At 43.5% G+C, this 17169-nt stretch carries 14 protein-coding genes; 8 read left to right on the forward strand and 6 right to left on the reverse strand.

Annotated features, from left to right (window positions below; all coding sequences use genetic code 11):
* Positions 1-8: 8 nt before the first annotated feature.
* Complete coding sequence (locus tag GFS24_RS19385) at positions 9-755, reverse strand: SDR family NAD(P)-dependent oxidoreductase (RefSeq protein ID WP_216647451.1); 747 nt, start codon at positions 753-755, stop codon at positions 9-11.
* A 133-nt stretch (positions 756-888) separates the two neighbouring features.
* Here GFS24_RS19385 and GFS24_RS19390 point away from each other — a divergent pair, with 133 nt between their 5' ends.
* The 5 genes from GFS24_RS19390 (at position 889) to GFS24_RS19410 (ending at position 10320) form a co-directional block, all read left to right on the forward strand.
* Positions 889-1911 carry a LacI family DNA-binding transcriptional regulator gene (locus GFS24_RS19390; RefSeq protein WP_153662265.1) on the forward strand — a complete coding sequence of 341 codons (1023 nt, stop codon included), beginning with the start codon at positions 889-891 and terminating at the stop codon, positions 1909-1911.
* Positions 1912-2013: 102 nt separating this feature from the next.
* Positions 2014-4500 (forward strand): T9SS type A sorting domain-containing protein, encoded by a 2487-nt coding sequence (locus GFS24_RS19395; protein ID WP_153662267.1) that lies wholly within the window; start codon positions 2014-2016, stop codon positions 4498-4500.
* A 110-nt stretch (positions 4501-4610) separates the two neighbouring features.
* A complete protein-coding gene (locus tag GFS24_RS19400; protein WP_153662269.1) occupies positions 4611-6719 on the forward strand; it encodes a GDSL-type esterase/lipase family protein in 2109 nt (702 codons plus the stop codon).
* A 124-nt stretch (positions 6720-6843) separates the two neighbouring features.
* Positions 6844-9642: an endopygalactorunase gene (locus tag GFS24_RS19405; protein WP_153662271.1), complete on the forward strand. Its 2799-nt coding sequence runs from the start codon at positions 6844-6846 to the stop codon at positions 9640-9642.
* Positions 9643-9648: 6 nt separating this feature from the next.
* Positions 9649-10320 carry a hypothetical protein gene (locus GFS24_RS19410; protein ID WP_153662273.1) on the forward strand — a complete coding sequence of 224 codons (672 nt, stop codon included), beginning with the start codon at positions 9649-9651 and terminating at the stop codon, positions 10318-10320.
* On the opposite strand, the gene GFS24_RS19415 is transcribed toward GFS24_RS19410, so the two are convergent.
* The 4 genes from GFS24_RS19415 to GFS24_RS19430 all read right to left on the reverse strand — a co-directional run bounded on the left by GFS24_RS19415 (position 10321) and on the right by GFS24_RS19430 (position 12528).
* Positions 10321-10743 carry a DoxX family protein gene (locus GFS24_RS19415; protein ID WP_153662275.1) on the reverse strand — a complete coding sequence of 141 codons (423 nt, stop codon included), beginning with the start codon at positions 10741-10743 and terminating at the stop codon, positions 10321-10323.
* A 120-nt stretch (positions 10744-10863) separates the two neighbouring features.
* A complete protein-coding gene (locus GFS24_RS19420) occupies positions 10864-11241 on the reverse strand; it encodes a hypothetical protein (protein ID WP_153662277.1) in 378 nt (125 codons plus the stop codon).
* A 207-nt stretch (positions 11242-11448) separates the two neighbouring features.
* The gene (locus GFS24_RS19425; RefSeq protein ID WP_153662279.1) at positions 11449-11787 is read right to left on the reverse strand and encodes a ubiquitin-like protein; all 339 of its coding nucleotides are present in this window, start codon (positions 11785-11787) and stop codon (positions 11449-11451) included.
* A 132-nt stretch (positions 11788-11919) separates the two neighbouring features.
* Positions 11920-12528, reverse strand: a complete 609-nt coding sequence (locus tag GFS24_RS19430) for a hypothetical protein (protein WP_153662281.1) — start codon at positions 12526-12528, stop codon at positions 11920-11922.
* Between the two features lie 225 nt (positions 12529-12753).
* On the opposite strand from GFS24_RS19430, the gene GFS24_RS19435 reads away from it, so the two are divergent.
* The 3 genes from GFS24_RS19435 to ppsA all read left to right on the forward strand — a co-directional run bounded on the left by GFS24_RS19435 (position 12754) and on the right by ppsA (position 16236).
* Positions 12754-13308 carry a DUF2975 domain-containing protein gene (locus GFS24_RS19435; RefSeq protein ID WP_153662283.1) on the forward strand — a complete coding sequence of 185 codons (555 nt, stop codon included), beginning with the start codon at positions 12754-12756 and terminating at the stop codon, positions 13306-13308.
* Between the two features lie 2 nt (positions 13309-13310).
* Positions 13311-13517 (forward strand): helix-turn-helix transcriptional regulator, encoded by a 207-nt coding sequence (locus tag GFS24_RS19440; protein ID WP_153662285.1) that lies wholly within the window; start codon positions 13311-13313, stop codon positions 13515-13517.
* 139 nt (positions 13518-13656) lie between these two features.
* Entirely contained in the window at positions 13657-16236 is a 2580-nt protein-coding gene (ppsA, locus tag GFS24_RS19445) for a phosphoenolpyruvate synthase (protein WP_153662287.1), read from the forward strand.
* Here ppsA and GFS24_RS19450 read toward each other — a convergent pair.
* On the reverse strand, positions 16231-17151 hold the full coding sequence (locus GFS24_RS19450; protein WP_153662289.1) for a hypothetical protein: 921 nt from the start codon (positions 17149-17151) through the stop codon (positions 16231-16233). The two genes, ppsA and GFS24_RS19450, sit on opposite strands and share 6 nt — an antisense overlap.
* Positions 17152-17169: the final 18 nt, after the last annotated feature.

The following is a 17169-nucleotide window of genomic DNA, read 5'->3' on the forward strand; positions in this document are numbered from 1 at the left end:
TGTATTTATTAGTAAGTAGCACGCCCGCCAGACAGATCAAAAGTGAACCCGGTTGTAAAACTGTTTTTAGCAGACACAATGAAAGCAGCCATACTGGCCAGCTCTTCCAATGTGCCACATCGCTTCATGGGTATTTTATCCGTCATGTATTTCACCTGTGTTTCAGGCAATGCATCCACCAATGCTGTACGTACCACAGCAGGTGCCAGGGCATTGACAGTGATCCCTGTTTCTGCATATTCCTTCCCCTGTACTTTCGCCATGGCTATCACAGCTGCTTTGGACGCAGAGTAAGCCAGCATGCCTGCATTCCCTTCTTTACCGGCAATAGAAGCAATATGTAAGATGCGGCCATAGTTATTGCTAAGCATATGTGGCAATACATACTTGGAAGTATAATAACTACCCATAAAATTCACATTAAAGACGGCTTGCAGGTTAGCCGTATCCACTTCATGGCTTTTAATATTGGTGATGCCTGTGATACCTGCGCTATTGATAAGCAGGTGTACCGTCCCAAATCTTTTAATGGCTGCAGCTACCGCATCTTTCACTTCGTTCTCATTGGTAACATCCACGGCAAATACTTCGGTATCACCTTCCAGCGAAGCGGATAATTCGATCAGTTTTTCTTTATCCTTATCAAACAAAGCTATATGTATGTTATGCTGCGACAGCTCTCTCGCAATAGCAGCCCCAAGCCCTGAGGCCGCTCCCGTTATAATGGCTACCTGGTTATCTGTTCCCATTTTCATGTAATTTTCTGGTTTACCGTAAAATAGACCGCAGGGGGCATATATTTTTTCAACAACCGGTTGTTCTATTTTATTTCAAACAACCGGTTGCCTTGTTTTTTGCGTAACTTGTAAGGGAAGCATACGCGCAAATATGGAATCTAAAAAGACGACCATTATTGATATTGCCAAACAACTGAATGTTTCAAAGTCAACCGTCTCCAGGGCATTAAGTGATCATCACAGCATCGGGTTAAGAACAAAAATGAGGGTACAGCAACTGGCGAAAGAGTTGAACTATGAACCAGACCAGACGGCCATATTCTTTAAGCAACGTAAAACATACCTGATAGGAGTGATCCTTCCTACTTTATCCAATACCTTCTTTGCTTCCATTGTTAGCGGCATAGAAGATGTGGGGTATAATAAGAACTATACCCTCCTGCTGGGCCAGTCCAGGGATGAGGAAGACCGGGAAAAGAAGATCGTGGAAACAATGAAAGATCATCGCGTAGATGGCATCCTTATTTCCATGGCCAAAAGTACCTATAACTATGAGCACTTCGAAATGCTGAAGAAGAACAACATCCCCACTGTTTTCTTTGACCGCATCCCCCAAATGCAGGACATCCATTTCATTGCCAGCAAACTGGAATCCGGCATGCTGGAAGCCGTGAACCTCCTCGTGAAGAGAGGTAACAAACTCATCGCGCTGATCAATGGCCCTGAAAAAATGCCCGCCTGTAAAGAAAGATATGAAGCGTATATAAAAGCATTAAAGCAGAATAAAATAAAGGCAGAAGAGAAATATGTGGTGCATACGGATATCACCGTAGAAGGCAATAATGCCGCCATGAAAGAACTGTTAGACCTCCCCAAACGCCCCACCGCCGTAATTGCTTTCAATGACTATGTAGCCATGGATGTGATTCATTATGCGAAGCGGCACAAAGTAAAGATCAACAAAGACATCACCTTTATCAGCTTTGCCAACGAGGCCATTTGTAATTACATGGACCATCCCCCACTGGCCTCCATAGAACAATTTCCCTACCAGCAAGGCGCCAAAGCTGCTGAGACATTACTCGAATTATTAGAACAGGGAAGTGATGAAAACCAGAAGAACTTCCGCAATATCCTGTTGCCTTCGCAACTGGTGGTAAAAGTCACGAAATAAGCAGCACAACCGGTTGTGCTAAATAAAATCGCACAACCGGTTGTTGTTTTTTAGTATATACAATAAAGGATAAATTGAGGTTAACCAAATAAATTACATCCAATGAAACTCAAACTCTACTACCTGTTGCTGGCCATTGCTATGGCCATCTTCCCCCGGTTGCTTTCTGCACAAAACCTGTACTATGTAGATGTTACTCACCCCACAATAGGCAGCGGTACTTCCGTTGACCCTTATAACAGTATCGGTCGTGCGCTCAACAATGTACCTTTTGTAAACGGCACCGGTGTTGATGCGGTGGTCTATATCAAAAGAGGTACTTATACCATTAACCCTGCAGATCAAACCACACAGATCTATATCACCGGAGCCAGGGGCGGATCTGCAGGGAAATATTTTACATTGAAAGCTTATCCCGGCGATGAAGGCCTGGTGATCATCAATGGCAGTAGTCTTACTACCAATCCCTTCTTCCCTTACATGGCAGCTATTGTAAGCACCAGTTATGTAAAGTTCGAAGGACTGACCTTTGCCAACTTAGGTAATACCAGCGGATACGGGATCCTGGCCCAGAACGTGGATAACATAGAAATAAAGAACTGTACCTTTTCCAATCTTAAATGGGATACAGATTCCGTACAATCAAAATACCCCATCAGCACCAGCAATTTCATCAACGCTATTGACATTTCCGGCACCACTTCCAGCATCAGCCTGATTGGTAATGTCTTTCAAAACCTCGCACTGGCATGGGGAGAAACCGTTAAAATTGCTGCAGGCAGTACAGGCATCACACAAACAGGCAGTACGTATTCCAACCTGATAGGCATCGCCTCTGATTATTATGTAAGCCTTTCAGGAAATGACACCACCGGCAACGGCTCCATTACCAAACCCTGGAAAACGATCAACAAAGCGATCAACACAGCCGGTATCAACTATACCACCTCTCCCGCTTCCCTGATCAATGCACCCGTGAATATTTACTTACGCAGCGGTACACATAAACCTGCCGGTACTATCTTCATCAATGAATTACGCGGCTCCAACAATAACTGGTTCAAGATCAAAAATTATCCGGGAGAACATCCTACGGTGAGTGGTGAAAACATCACCGCCAAGTTCTCTTCCATCTTTGCCATAGCCGGCGGAAAGAACGTGGCCATTGAAGGATTGAAAATAACGAAGCTCACCAACGATTCTACCCTTACCAACCAGCCACCGTCCATCGGAACAAAGGATAGCCGCTTTGGTATTATCGTGAGTGGAAAAAGCGCTAACATCGTGATCAGGAAAAACGAGATCTTCGATCTTGCATGGACGCGCAATACCGTTAAACAAAAATTCCCCACCGCATTTGATAACCTCGGCGCTATTATGATCCTCGGCACCACGGATACTTCTATCCGCAATGTGGTAATAGACAGCAATACAGTGTATGAAATTGTACCGGGTTTTACTGAGGCTATTACCGTTAATGGAAATGTGGATTCCTTCAGCATCTCCAGCAACCTCGTATTTGATATCGCCAACATTGGTATCGTAGCTGCAGGGAACTATCCATGGGTAGTAGATGATCCTAATTATACCGTTACCGCACCAAATAATAATGCCAAGAACGGCAGGATCGTGAACAATACTGTTTACCGCTGCCTTTCTCCTATTGCAGTATCCGCCGGCATTTACCTGGATGGTTCGAGGAATGTAGTAGTGGAAGATAACCTCAGTTACTGGAATGGGGCCGGATGTTCTGTAGGTAATGAACAATACAACAGTACCAGTGGCGGCCATACGATCAGGAATAATGTATTCAAGGAAAACCTTTCTTCTGGTTTCTATTATGGCAGTATCAATACCACATCATGGGTGGAAGATTGTGTGGTGAAATGGAATACCATCAAACACAACTTCCGGATAGATACCGTTCTGTACAATAAAGCCAACGGGCAATACGGAACATTAAGCCCCGGAGGAAGGTATGTGGAAATACAGGTATACCGCCTGCGGAACAGTAGTTTCTTTGAAAATGAGATCACTTCCAACTCCAATATCATGACCGGATTCTTTAGAACACAATCTGGTTTAAGCTTCTATGATAATGAATATTATCCTGTATCAGACGATGCCTGCAATGCCCTGTTTGTACAAGACATGAACAATGATGGCGCTGTAGGGCTGCCACAGGATTCTATCTATTTTAGTTTTCATGGTTATGCAAAGTACACAGGATATGACCAGGATGGTTCATCCTGTGCAGGGGATATCTATGATCCCAACGGCTGCGGTACTTTCCTGTTAAGTGAAGAGCTAATGACAGCTAAGATAGAAACCCCCTCTTCAGATCTTAAAATATCCGTATACCCTAACCCGGTTGTCAGCGATCTCTATGTGAATATTTCGCTGCCAGCCAGTGAAACACTCAACATACAGCTGGTAGATGTATCCGGCCAAACCTGGTTACAGCAAACCCGGAAGCTGGAAAAAGGTACACATCACATGAAACTGACCAATGTGAAAGACAAGCATCTGGCTGCGGGGATCTACTTCCTGCGGGTAGGAAAGAAAGTAGTTAAGCTGATCATTCCATAAGTTTTATCCAAAAGCCAGGGTTTGCGCCCTGGCTTTTTTTGATAATATAGAACCTGAAAAGGCTATTTTTAGCTTTGTTTTATAATTTAGGGTACTATATTTTCACACACATGACACATAGATCCACCACGTTACTACTCATCGTCCTCTTTTCGGCCTTCTCTTCTTATGCACAGAAAAAGATCAGGATAGCCTGTATCGGCAACAGCATCACCTATGGCGCTGGCATAGTAAACAGGGAAAGTAATAACTATCCAAGGCAATTGCAGGTAATGCTGGGCAATGAATATGAAGTGATGAACTTTGGCGTGAATGGTACCACCCTGCTGAAAAAAGGGAACAACCCTTATTGGAAGAAAAGTCAATATACCTCAGCCCTTGCCAGCAAACCTGATATTGTTTTTATCAAGTTAGGCACGAACGACAGCAAGGCGGTGAACCGGCCTTTTTATGATGAATTCGAAAGCGACTACAAAGCGTTGATCGAATCTTTCCGCCAGCAGGAAACAAAACCAAGGGTGGTCATACTGTTGCCGGTGCCTTCCTTTATGACAGACAGCAACCAGATCTATGATCCCATCATAAAGAGCAGGATCATTCCCATGATCCAGAAAGTAGCGTATGAAACGCAAACGGAGATCATCAACCTGTATCCCCTGTTTGTTGACAAAGCAGACCTGTTCCCGGATAAGATCCACCCATCTTCTATTGGTGCCAATATCATTGCCAAACGTTTGTATGAAGCGGTTAAAATAAACAAAGACAAACCATTCGATCTCTTTTCCAAAATAACAGAAGATAAAAAAACCAGTTCCTTTTATGGTTTTGACTGTGTGGATTTTACTTTAAACGATCACAGCTGTAAAGTAGTTAAGCCCAGAGTAGTTGCTAAAGGCAAACCCTGGGTATGGCGCGCCAGGTTCTGGGGCCATGAACCGCAAACTGATATTGCCCTGCTCGAAAGAGGGTATCATATTGCTTACTGTGATGTAGCAGAACTGTTTGGTAACAACGAAGCAGTAAGTGTATGGAATAAGTTTTACGCTTATCTGCAACAACGTGGCCTGTCTAAAAAGCCAACGCTGGAAGGTATGAGCCGCGGCGGCATATATATTTACAACTGGGCCTTAGCCAATCCCGGTAAGGTATCCGCTATATATGCAGATGCCCCCGTACTGGATCTGAAAAGCTGGCCAGGTGGAAAAGGAAAAGGCCCCGGCAGCAAAAGCGACTGGGAGATCTTCAAAAAGGATTATAGTCTAACAGAAGAACAAGCCGTTCAATTTAATAACAACCCACTGGACAATGCGGCGAAGATCGCAAAACTGGGTTTTCCCATGTTGCATGTAGTAGGTGATGTGGATGAAGCCGTTCCGGTAGATGAAAACACCAATCCCTTCGAAGAAAAAATAAAAGCAGCTGGAGGAGATATCGCCGTTATTCATAAACCCGACGGTAAACATCATCCGCATAGCTTACCCAATCCTACACCCATCGTAGATTTCATCCTTCGTGCTACCGGTAACAAATTCAACTTCGCCGCTATTGCAGCCGCTGGTGTTGAATATCGTTCCGGTGCCGGCTGGACGGAAGGAAAAGAGTGGGTGGCACAGTTCAGGAACATAGACAGTTTACTGGATGCCAGAAAGAATTTAGATATAGTTTTCTTAGGTAATTCCATTACACAGGGCATTGGCGGAACAAGGACTTACGTAACCAGCAAACCCGGATTTGCCATCTTTGATTCTGTATTTGCAGGCCGTACATGGGAATGTGCCGGTATTTCCGGAGACCGCACACAGAATGTACTATGGCGTTTGCAAAATGGCAGTTATGCCAAAGCCAAACCAAAAGTAATGGTGATCACAATTGGCGTGAATAACTTTGGGGATGATAGCGCTGAAGAAATTGCAGCAGGCATCCTGGCCATTGAAAAATGGACAAAAACCAATATGCCTTCCACCAAAATTATACTAACCGGCCCGCTACCCACCAGTTTGAAGAAAGGTACGGACCGCCGTAATAAATATGAAAGGATCCACCAGATCCTGGCCCGCAACAAAATGGCGGCTCATTACTTCCCCCTGTCTGATATATTCATTCAGGCCGATGGGGACATCCTGCCCGGCACTTATTCCAACGATGGCATTCACCTGGCAAAGGAGGGATACCGTCTTTGGGCATTGGCCTTAAAACAGGCAATAGATAAGCTGCTTTAGGTGAAAATCAGGGTACAAAATGACAACTTTATATCACTAGTGCGTATTTTTAAAAACTACTTTTAAGAAGAAATTGCGCATTGCGCAACCACCACGTTATTAAAATAGTCTTTACATTACACACATGAAGAAATTGTCATGGGTACTGGTACCCTTTTTTTCCTTCACTGGCCTTGCTATGGCGCCAGTTTTCAGCGCTGAAATTGAAATAGGGCCACAAGCTTCTCATATCGTCCGGATCTCTAAGGATACCCTGGTGATCGCTACAGGTAGTACGTATGCCTTTACTGTTGACACAAAGGAAAACGAAGGGCTGGTATCTACCAAAGCTAATGCTGCACAACTAATGAAGGAACTGGTGGCCAAAGATGGTTCTGCCCAGCAGTATAAGATAGTTTCCCTTGCTACCGGCGATCAACTCATCGTTACCGCACAGGATGGCAAAATCACTAAAACTTATTATATCGCAGAAGAGCGCAGGGCGCTGAATGCACAATTCCGTTTAGGACAACAGCAGATCACCGTAAATACGAAAAAGAATATCGCGCTCTTTTTTACAGCTGGCCAAAGAAGCCCTCAGGCAACGGTGCGCTTTTTCATCCCCGCCGGTATCACGGTTACGCCGGATAATGTAACTGTGAATGTTATCGGCCGCGGTGAGGTATTACTAAAGGATCTGCCGAACCAGTCGATAGGCCGTGTAGGTACCAAATATTCCTACTCAAAAGTAGGTGTGGCTGATATCACGAAAGTAGCTTCCGGCACCCAGCTTACTTTATCTCATCTTGATCTGCGCCCTGCTAACGGAGAGGATGTAATTGTAGTGATCAGGGATGTACAGCTGAACAAAGACGGAGCATATGCATTCAGGGCCAGCTATTCCACCTCGCAACCTGAAGTACTCACCAGCATGGAGACAAAAGCTACGCTTCAGGCTACCGGCAACATTACAGATTTCGAAAGAGAGCTGGATAAGAACCTTGTATATAAAGAAACCCCTTCTACCTATACAAGGGTTTCTTTCAAATGGAGTTCGCTGAACAAGGCCATCACGCTCATGCAATCACTTGATAAAGGGAAAACATGGTCCGCCTCTCCGCTTAAAATTGATCCGAAACATGCCAAAGCCACCATAGAAGGTTTGCAAGCCAACAAACTCTACACCTTCCGGCTGGCTGTGAAAAACGGCGGTTTCTCTAACACTATTCAGTTCTATTCCGGTAAAATGGATATCAAACAATTCGGTGTACAAGGAACAGATAACGGAGATGATACAGAAAAGATCAATGAAGCCATTGCTTATTTGCACCAGATCGGTGGTGGTACTTTACTATTTTCCAACGGTACTTACAATGTAAGAACCGTTCATCTGAAAAGTAATGTATACCTCTATGTTGATAAAGGCGCTACCATAAAAGGTCTAAAAGGTGCCGATGCTCCTGAAACCACCTGGTTCAGCGATAAAAAATACCGTTCCGGCCTCTCTCCCACTGATGCCGGCCCATACGAAGATTCCGAGAACTACATGACCAAACAGGATGTAGGCCATCATTATTTCAGGAACACCATGTTCTTCGGCGAACGACTGGATAACATCAAGATAATAGGAAACGGTTACATCACTGGCAATGGCAATCTTAACACCAGCGATAAAGTGATGAACAATGCTCCTGATAGCCGTGCAGATAAAATGTTCACCCTAAAGTTGTGTACCAATCTTGAAATTGGCGGTATTCACAGAGATGAAGATCTCTGGTATGATGAAAAGAAAGACGAACCTTATTACATGGGTTCCAATAAAGAAACAGACAACATGCTGCACATAGACCGGGCAGGTCACTTTGTACTGCTGGCTACGGGAACTGATAACATCCATGTGCATGATACTTACTTCGGCAAACACAATACTTCTTCCGTACGGGACATTTACGATTTCATGGCCTGCAACAATGTGACCGTTACCAATATCTATGCAAAGGTAAGTTCAGATGATATTGTAAAACCAGGTTCCGATTGCTCTCTGGGTTTTACCCGTCCGGTAAGCCACCACAGAGTGCGCAATATCATCGGCGACACCAACTGTAATCTCTTCCAGATAGGATCAGAAACAGCTGATGACATTATGGACATATGTGTGGATAATATCTACATATTGGGTGCTAATAAAGCAGGGTTCTCCATTTCCACCAATGACGGCGCCCACATAAAAGATATACATCTCAATTGTGGTCATACCGGCACCCTCCATTCCCGCTCAAAGATGTACCGCGCTTTTACGCCCTTCTTTATTTCCATCTCCAACAGGGCACGGATCCTTGGCGCAGAAGTAGGGAAATATGCTTTTTCAGACAATGGTGTGCCGCATAATGAATTACTGGTGAAAAACGTGAACATAGGACAGGTAGAGAATATCATCATCAACGGCATAGATGTGTATGAAGTATACGCCGGCAGTTCCTTCAGCGGAAAAACCCGCTGGAAACCTTACGATGGTTCACAACGCAGAGCAACTCCCATAGTAGCCGGTTACAGCTTACCAGACAACGGAATTGATTTCAAACTACCCAATGGTAACCATACCGGGTATATTAACAACATTGTATTCAATGATGTGCAGGTACTCGTAAAAGGAGGCAACCCTGTATCAGATACAGCCGCCGCACCTCCTGAACTGGGTGTTGGGCAATACAATGCCTCCAACCTGAAAGTACAGCCTTCTTATGGACTCTGGGCCAGGCACGTAAATGGACTGACTGTTACAAAAAGCAGCTTTAATGTAGAGCAGCCGGATGGCCGTTATGCGATATTCCTGGATGATGTAAAAAACGCAAAGATCACGGATGTAAAAATGGTACGTGCAGCAGATAACAACAGGGTGATCGGCCTCAAGAACTCGTCCGGGGTAACGGTATCCCCTAAATAATTTCCTATGAAATTTGATTTCTACGAGCAATATAAGGACTACTCAAACACAGATCTACAGAAGATCGTGCAACAGCCTGATGCTTACCAGCCGGAAGCGGTGGAAGCAGCCTCCGGGATATTGAAAGAAAGAGGAGTGACAGATAAACCACAGGTGCTGGAGCTTAAAGAACAAACCACCCACCTGCTGGACTCCTTCGACGTGACAGAAGAAACAAAGCCCCCTAATTTACTCATACTCTTCCTGATCACAGTGGGCATGGAATACCTGTGGATGGTCTATAATACAGTGATAGTGTTTCGTGAAAGCATGCCACTCTATTTCATCCTGCTCAAATCAATAGACCTTGCGTTTACACCCTTCGTATTTTACCTGCTGTGGAAAAGAAAGTCGTGGGGCTGGATACTCATCTTTATCAGCACTGCCATAACTGCTGTTACAAGGCTCATACAGCTGGATCTCATTTTCCAGTACGTAGGGCTGGACACTGTACAAGGACTTACCTATATTGCTATTACCTTCCTGAAAATAGCCTTCGCCTGGTATCTATGGCGGAAGGAGATCCGGGAATTCTTTCATGTATCAAAAGAAGTAAAGTTCTGGACTGCCGTTGCAGCTATTTGCATATTAGTAGCCGTTGCGTTCTATAGGATCTCTGCGTTGACCGGTGGCATCTGATCAATCCAGGCTCCACTTGTGATAAGGTAAACCCGCCAGCAGCAAACTGGAAAAACTCACTACGAACACAGAATAATTAAACGGTGCTCTGTAATTAGCAAAGAAGAACATACTTAAAGCAAAAATAAGCGTCAGTCCAAAACTGCCGAAAGCGGCCCATTTTGTTTTATACCCGATAATTAAAAGGATACCGAACACCACTTCTGCAATGGTTGCTATAAGCCCTGCTATATTAGCCAGCGAACGATCTATATACGGCATCAATGAATGCGTATAATCTACAAAATTGCTCCAGTTACCCCATCCAACGCCACTACTTCCCGGAGCACCTAACGCTCCGATGCGATCCAGGACAGGTAAGATAAAGCCTATACCGAGCGCAAGTCTCAGTAAGAATTGAGCATTTGAAATGTGCTTGTTCATAGTCTCACAAAAATAGGCGTATCCGGCATAAGAAAACTTAATCTAGATTAAGAAAGCTTTCAAAATGAAAAAAGCGCGACAATATGCCGCGCTTTTTTGTATAACGTATATAAGACATCCCTATCTTCCACAATCTGCTGACCAGTTCCGTCCGGACCTTGCAAATGTGATCACCAGTCTGTCTTTATTAATAGTGATCAGACCAGTTCCGTCAGAGCCAATGCTTGTGAGGGTATTATCATCTTTTCTTTCAAAATCCACACCGGTAAGGTCCGGAATACCATCTGAAAATCTGAAATTATAACGAGTACCTACTTTAGTTACAAAGATGCTACCATTATCCTGGCTGATATTTTTCTCAGCATCAATATATCCGATCTTTCCTCTGAATGTACCAGCGAAAACGTCAACATCTGCAGGATCAGTATCTTTACTGCAAGCACTAAATACTAATGCTGATAACAGCAGTACTCCGACAATCTTAAGCATGAATTTCATACACTATGGTTTTATATTTTAGAAATAACTCTACACCTACCTAAACAATTAGCATACCAAACCTTAAAAACAGCTGTAGACAGGCATTTCAGGAGGGATCAATAGCATCAATATGTTTGCAACAGTCAACACTTTGATGTGGATGTACCTAAAAAAAGTATGGCGCATACCTTTCAGTATGCGCCATACTTTTTTCTCTTTAAGCAACTAGCGTAAGGTTACCCAAACATTGCTTCCAATACCATAATCAGCCAGTGTGAGGCCATCATTAAGCGCCTGACCATTGTAATACAAGGATTTGCCGCTTACATCTACTCCGGCTATAGCACCTGCCTCTGCTTTCACATCCCCTACATTGGAAGTGGGGAACACTAACAACCAAAGGTTAAATGTGGTGCCATCTGCTCTTTTTCCTTTTACATAAAGATTGTTGGGATGCGGCTGCGGTTCTTCTGATGAAGCAACCCGGGTTTCAGGGATCTGTGCAGTAGTAATAGTTCCGGAAACAGCCATAAGAATGGCCAGCATGGTCAATAGTTTTTTCATAAAATAGTATTTGATGTGGGTTATTGAATAGTCAAAGTAAGTGGAATTCACTGCATTCTCGTATCAGTAATCTATGCATAAAAAAAGCGCCTCCGAAAATGGAGGCGCTTCTGCATTACCAGCAAATGCTATCTATTTAACTGCTTTCGCAATCTTCTTTCCTACTTCTTTACCAGCCTTTGCATAACATTCCTTGATGCTCGGAGTTGGATCAAATTCCCAGTCACTTCCTCCCATTAAAACACCTGTAGCTTTCATTTCACCTTTGGCCATTACTTTGCCGGAGGATATTTCTATTACACTGATCTCAAAAACACATTTCGGATTTCTTTTCATTACAACAACGTTCCATCCCGGATCAGTATTCAAAGTTTTTACATAAACTGTATATTTTGCATCAGCTTGTTTTTTTGCAATGAGACCGCCATTCGCTTTATAAACATATTTGCTGATCAGCTCTTCGAACATTGGTTCATAAACAAGCTGACGGGCGTTCACCCATTTTTCAGCCCAACGTTCACCTTTACCCGGTTGCTTTGCATTCAACTTGGCCATTCTTTCCTTTTTGTACGTTTCTTCCGAATCATCCACCACCTTCATATTATCATAATCGTACTCGATGTTAAATTTGGTCTGCCCGGCAAGGAATTTAAGATCTGCCTTTTCAAAATCCTGGGCCTTCAGGTTAACGGTAAGCGCTACAGCAGACAAAAGCAACAAACTGGTCTTTAAAAACTTCATGTGGTATAGGATTTAGGTTTTATAATTTAGGGATAAATGTAATATATTTTATATTAGTAAAAAAACATCCTTATATTTTATTATCATACAGCGCAATGTGCTTATTGCTAACAAACAGCCCTCTATAGAATCCTGAAAGCCAATTCCACCGCAAACAATATATTTTTATTGTTTTTCAATAAATATTTATTATGTTTGCATCGTTATCCTTTAAAACGAGCAATTATGGAAATTAAAATTACAACCAGGCAGATCCTGAAAGCACTGTATATCCTGTCCTGGATAATATTTCTTGGCGTGTGTGTTGATGCGGGCGGTATTATATGCAATGCTTTTGTTGTCCTGCTGTTCAACCCCAATGGCGCCAGCACTTTCTGGAATGGAATTGATCTGTCCAGTCTTTATAAATACGATCCCGGGTATTTTCTTGTAGAGACATTACTGATGGGCATTGCAGCAGTATTGAAGACAATTATATTTTATCTGATCCTAAAACTGCTACACGATAAAAAATTAGACATGTCCCAGCCTTTCAGCAAGGAAGTGGCACGCTTCATATTCACCGTATCTTACCTGGCTTTAGGAATAGGCCTGTTCTCAGCATGGGGTGCTAAATATGTAAAGTGGTTTATTCAACAGGGAGTAGAAATGCCCGATATACAAGACTTAGGCATAGGAGGAGCTGATGTATGGCTGTTTATGGGCGTTATCCTCTTTGTAATTGCACAGATCTTTAAAAGAGGAATTGAAATTCAAGCAGAAAACGACTTAACTGTATAGCCATGCCGATCATTGTAAATCTTGATGTAATGATGGCTAAGCGGAAGATGTCGTTAAATGAACTTTCGGAGAAAGTGGGTTTGACCTTATCTAATCTTTCCATCCTCAAAACCGGTAAAGCAAAAGCTATACGGTTTAGTACGCTTGAAACTATTTGCAAAGTGCTGGATTGTCAGCCTGCCGATATTTTGGAGTATAAAGAAGAATAGCCCGTCCAATCCCTCTATTTGTAAGGAAAACGCTGCTACCACTATCATTATTGTGCGTAAAAAATATAGTTAAAAAAGGGCGTTTTGATGCCTCACACCTCATACTTTTGACCTTTCATATCTCTAAAAAAGGCAAAATATGAACACATACGTACTTCGTTTTCAGGAAATAGACAGATCAAAGTTTATGGCCGCAGGTGGCAAAGGCGCCAATCTGGGTGAACTGTCCAGGATCAGGGAAATACAGGTGCCAGAGGGTTTCTGCGTTACCACCGAAGCGTATAAAAGAATAACTGAAAATGATCAGGAGCTGAACCACCTGCTCGATGAATTAACGCGAAGTGAAAACATCAGTGAGGTCAGCGCAAAGATCCGTGCAACCATTGAAAGCAAACCTATTCCAAAGGATATAGCAGAAGAGATTGCAGGTTATCTCAATGAAAAGGACGCCTTTGCTGTGCGTTCAAGTGCTACAGCGGAAGATCTCCCTACAGCTTCCTTTGCCGGCCAACAGGACACGTATTTGAACATCATCGGAAAGGAAGCCATCCTCCAACATATCAGCAAGTGCTGGGCATCGCTGTTTACGGAGCGGGCAGTCATTTACCGCATTCAAAATGGTTTCGATCATCATAAAGTCCATCTGTCTGTGGTTGTTCAGAAGATGGTCTTCCCACAGGCAGCAGGAATTTTGTTCACTGCTGATCCCCTCACTTCTAACAGGAAAGTATTATCCATTGATGCCAGTTTCGGATTGGGTGAAGCCCTGGTCTCCGGCCTGGTGAATGCTGATATTTATAAAGTGTCTAACGGAAAGATGATCGATAAGAAGGTATCCACCAAGAAACTGGCCATCTATGCTTTAAAAGATGGCGGCACAAAAAAACAGGAGATCGGGCCGGAGCAGCAAAATGCTCAAACACTTACTGACCAGCAAATTTTAGAACTGGCACGCATAGGAAAAAAGATCGAAGAACATTTCGGCCAGCCACAAGATATCGAATGGTGTTTGGCGGATGATACATTTTATATTATACAGAGCCGGCCTATCACTACTTTATATCCTGTCCCTGAAGCAAATGATCCTGAAAATCACGTTTATCTATCTGTCGGCCATCAGCAAATGATGACGGACCCCATGAAACCACTGGGATTGTCCATATGGCAATTAAGAGCTGCCAGGCCCATGTTTAAAGCCGGCGGAAGATTGTTTGTTGATGTCACGAATGAGCTGGCCAGACCTGCCAGCAGGGATAATTTATTAGAAAACATGGGGCAACATGATCCGCTCATAAAAGATGCATTACGGACTATCGTAGAGCGGGGAGGTTTTATAAGATCGTTACCAGATAATGAAAAAGGAGCAGGGCCTTTTAAAAGCAGTAAAGGTATGTCACCCGCGGATATTTTGGCGCAAGTGGGGAACGACCCGGCCATCGTTACTGATCTGATCAAACAGAATGAAGCATCCGTAGAAACACTAAAACAAAACATCCAAACGAAGTCAGGACCGGATCTGTTTGATGCTATCCTGGAAGATATCCAGCAATCAAAGATGATATTTCATGCACAACACCTGGGTGTGATCATGGCTGCCATAAATGCTTCAGCCTGGATCAATGAAAAGATGAACGAATGGTTAGGTGAAAAAAACGTAGCAGACATACTTACTCAATCCGTATCAAACAATATTACTTCGGAGATGGGTTTGGCACTATTGGATGTTGCGGATGCGATCCGTCCTTATCCGGCAATAATTGCGCATCTGCAGCAGGTAAACTTTTTGGATGAACTGATTAAATTGGAGGGTGGTAAGGAAACCCGGAATGCTATCTATGCTTTTCTCAACAAATATGGTATGCGATGCGCCGGAGAGATCGATATTACTAAAACCCGCTGGAGCGAAAATCCTACTATACTGGTCCCGATCATTTTGGGTAATATTAAAAACTTTGAACCTGGCGAGAGCAAACGAAAATTTGAACAGGGGCTACGGGAGGCACTGAAGAAAGAACAAACGTTGTTAGATCGACTGAAGCAATTACCGGATGGTGAACAAAAAGCAAAAGACACAAAATCGCTGATCGACCTCCTCCGGAATTTCGCCGGTTATCGTGAATATCCAAAATATGGTATCGTTAATCGCCTCTTCGTTTATAAGCAGGCTTTAATGAAAGAAACCGAACAACTCCTGCAAGCCGGCGTTGTGCATGAAAAAGAAGATGTTTACTATCTTACTTTTGAAGAATTCCGCGAAGCAGTACGCACCAATAAACTGGACTACCAGCTTATCAGCCAACGAAAAGAAGAACACAAATTGTATGAGAAGTTAACGCCCCCACGTGTTATCACGTCTGACGGAGAGATCATTGCAGGTAAGTACAACCGGGAGGATCTGCCGACAGGGGCCATTGTAGGTTTGGCCGTTTCTTCAGGCATTATAGAAGGACGGGCACGTGTGATCTTAAACATGGAAGATGCTGATCTGGAAGAGGGGGACATATTAGTTACCACCTTTACTGACCCTAGCTGGACGCCATTGTTTGTATCCATTAAGGGCCTGGTTGCCGAAGTTGGTGGATTGATGACCCATGGCGCAGTGATTGCGCGGGAATATGGCTTGCCGGCAGTTGTAGGAATGGAAAATGCGACCAAACTGATCAAAGACGGACAGCGGATCCGGGTGAATGGAACGGACGGATATGTAGAAATACTATAACGGTAAATCATCAGGTGATGCCAAACGCTGCACCTGTTCCTCTTTCTTCAGATCGTTCTTATCATAACTCTCATAAGGAACTGCAAGGTATTCAAGCTTTGTGATATGCGACCTGAGATAAGAAACGATTGGATTGTCGTTACCCTCGTCTTTCTCAAAGAAGGTAGTAGGTTGCTCATTAAAAAATTCCATGCTGGTTTTATTACTCACCTTCTCCAGGATCACTTTGCGGGAAACTGGCAACCTGGAATTAGAGATGGAAACACCAATGCCTTTCAGCAGGCTCACTGTAGTGGAGTAAGTGGGAGGCAGAACGAAATGAGCCATGAAGTGATCTGTGATCATGGTGCCTACTTCAGACAGTTGCATGGTAAGCAACTGTGGATTGGATATATATGCCAGTCCTACATAGCGGGCTGGCCCCAGATCATTTCCTTTGAATACCTGATACTGGTTATGCCGCGGATTCATTTTTATGAGGAAGGGTTCCTTTTTTATCCTGTAGCCGAATGAAGAAAGGTAATAACAATCATACAGCCCTTCTAATATTTTCAGCGTGTCGTAAGGTGTATTTTTTATCAGGTCTTCTATAAATCCCATTTGTGATTTCTGCTGTGTAGTATCTTCATGACCCAGCAAATTTTCCAGCACCTCGATATAATGCGGCAACGCTCTTTTGGTTTTCACTTCAGAAACATTTCCTGCACGCGCAAAGATCTCTGCAACCGGTATCTCCTTCTCCGGCGATTCTATATGCATTTTCACCACCGGCTTTATCACTTTATTCATCAGCGTAGAAAACGCAGAAGGGAATATATCCAGGTATTCCGCAAGATCTTTATTCTTATAACCTTTTAATTGAACCAGGTCAATTACTTCCTGCAAGCGAATAGCATCCTTTATAAATCTCGTCATAACAGCTGTATTACGCCA

This window comes from Chitinophaga sp. SYP-B3965 (assembly GCF_009647655.1).
Lineage (GTDB): Bacteria > Bacteroidota > Bacteroidia > Chitinophagales > Chitinophagaceae > Chitinophaga.

What these genes read in the sequence shown, in the direction of transcription:
- GFS24_RS19425 (WP_153662279.1), bottom strand. Translation starts at nt 11,787, where the DNA reads ATGAAAAAACTATTGACCATGCTGGCCATTCTTATGGCTGTTTCCGGA.
- GFS24_RS19430 (WP_153662281.1), bottom strand. Translation starts at nt 12,528, where the DNA reads ATGAAGTTTTTAAAGACCAGTTTGTTGCTTTTGTCTGCTGTAGCGCTT.
- ppsA (WP_153662287.1), top strand. Translation starts at nt 13,657, where the DNA reads ATGAACACATACGTACTTCGTTTTCAGGAAATAGACAGATCAAAGTTT.
- GFS24_RS19390 (WP_153662265.1), top strand. Translation starts at nt 889, where the DNA reads ATGGAATCTAAAAAGACGACCATTATTGATATTGCCAAACAACTGAAT.
- GFS24_RS19450 (WP_153662289.1), bottom strand. Translation starts at nt 17,151, where the DNA reads ATGACGAGATTTATAAAGGATGCTATTCGCTTGCAGGAAGTAATTGAC.
- GFS24_RS19415 (WP_153662275.1), bottom strand. Translation starts at nt 10,743, where the DNA reads ATGAACAAGCACATTTCAAATGCTCAATTCTTACTGAGACTTGCGCTC.
- GFS24_RS19440 (WP_153662285.1), top strand. Translation starts at nt 13,311, where the DNA reads ATGCCGATCATTGTAAATCTTGATGTAATGATGGCTAAGCGGAAGATG.
- GFS24_RS19410 (WP_153662273.1), top strand. Translation starts at nt 9,649, where the DNA reads ATGAAATTTGATTTCTACGAGCAATATAAGGACTACTCAAACACAGAT.
- GFS24_RS19400 (WP_153662269.1), top strand. Translation starts at nt 4,611, where the DNA reads ATGACACATAGATCCACCACGTTACTACTCATCGTCCTCTTTTCGGCC.
- GFS24_RS19435 (WP_153662283.1), top strand. Translation starts at nt 12,754, where the DNA reads ATGGAAATTAAAATTACAACCAGGCAGATCCTGAAAGCACTGTATATC.
- GFS24_RS19405 (WP_153662271.1), top strand. Translation starts at nt 6,844, where the DNA reads ATGAAGAAATTGTCATGGGTACTGGTACCCTTTTTTTCCTTCACTGGC.
- GFS24_RS19385 (WP_216647451.1), bottom strand. Translation starts at nt 755, where the DNA reads ATGAAAATGGGAACAGATAACCAGGTAGCCATTATAACGGGAGCGGCC.
- GFS24_RS19395 (WP_153662267.1), top strand. Translation starts at nt 2,014, where the DNA reads ATGAAACTCAAACTCTACTACCTGTTGCTGGCCATTGCTATGGCCATC.
- GFS24_RS19420 (WP_153662277.1), bottom strand. Translation starts at nt 11,241, where the DNA reads ATGAAATTCATGCTTAAGATTGTCGGAGTACTGCTGTTATCAGCATTA.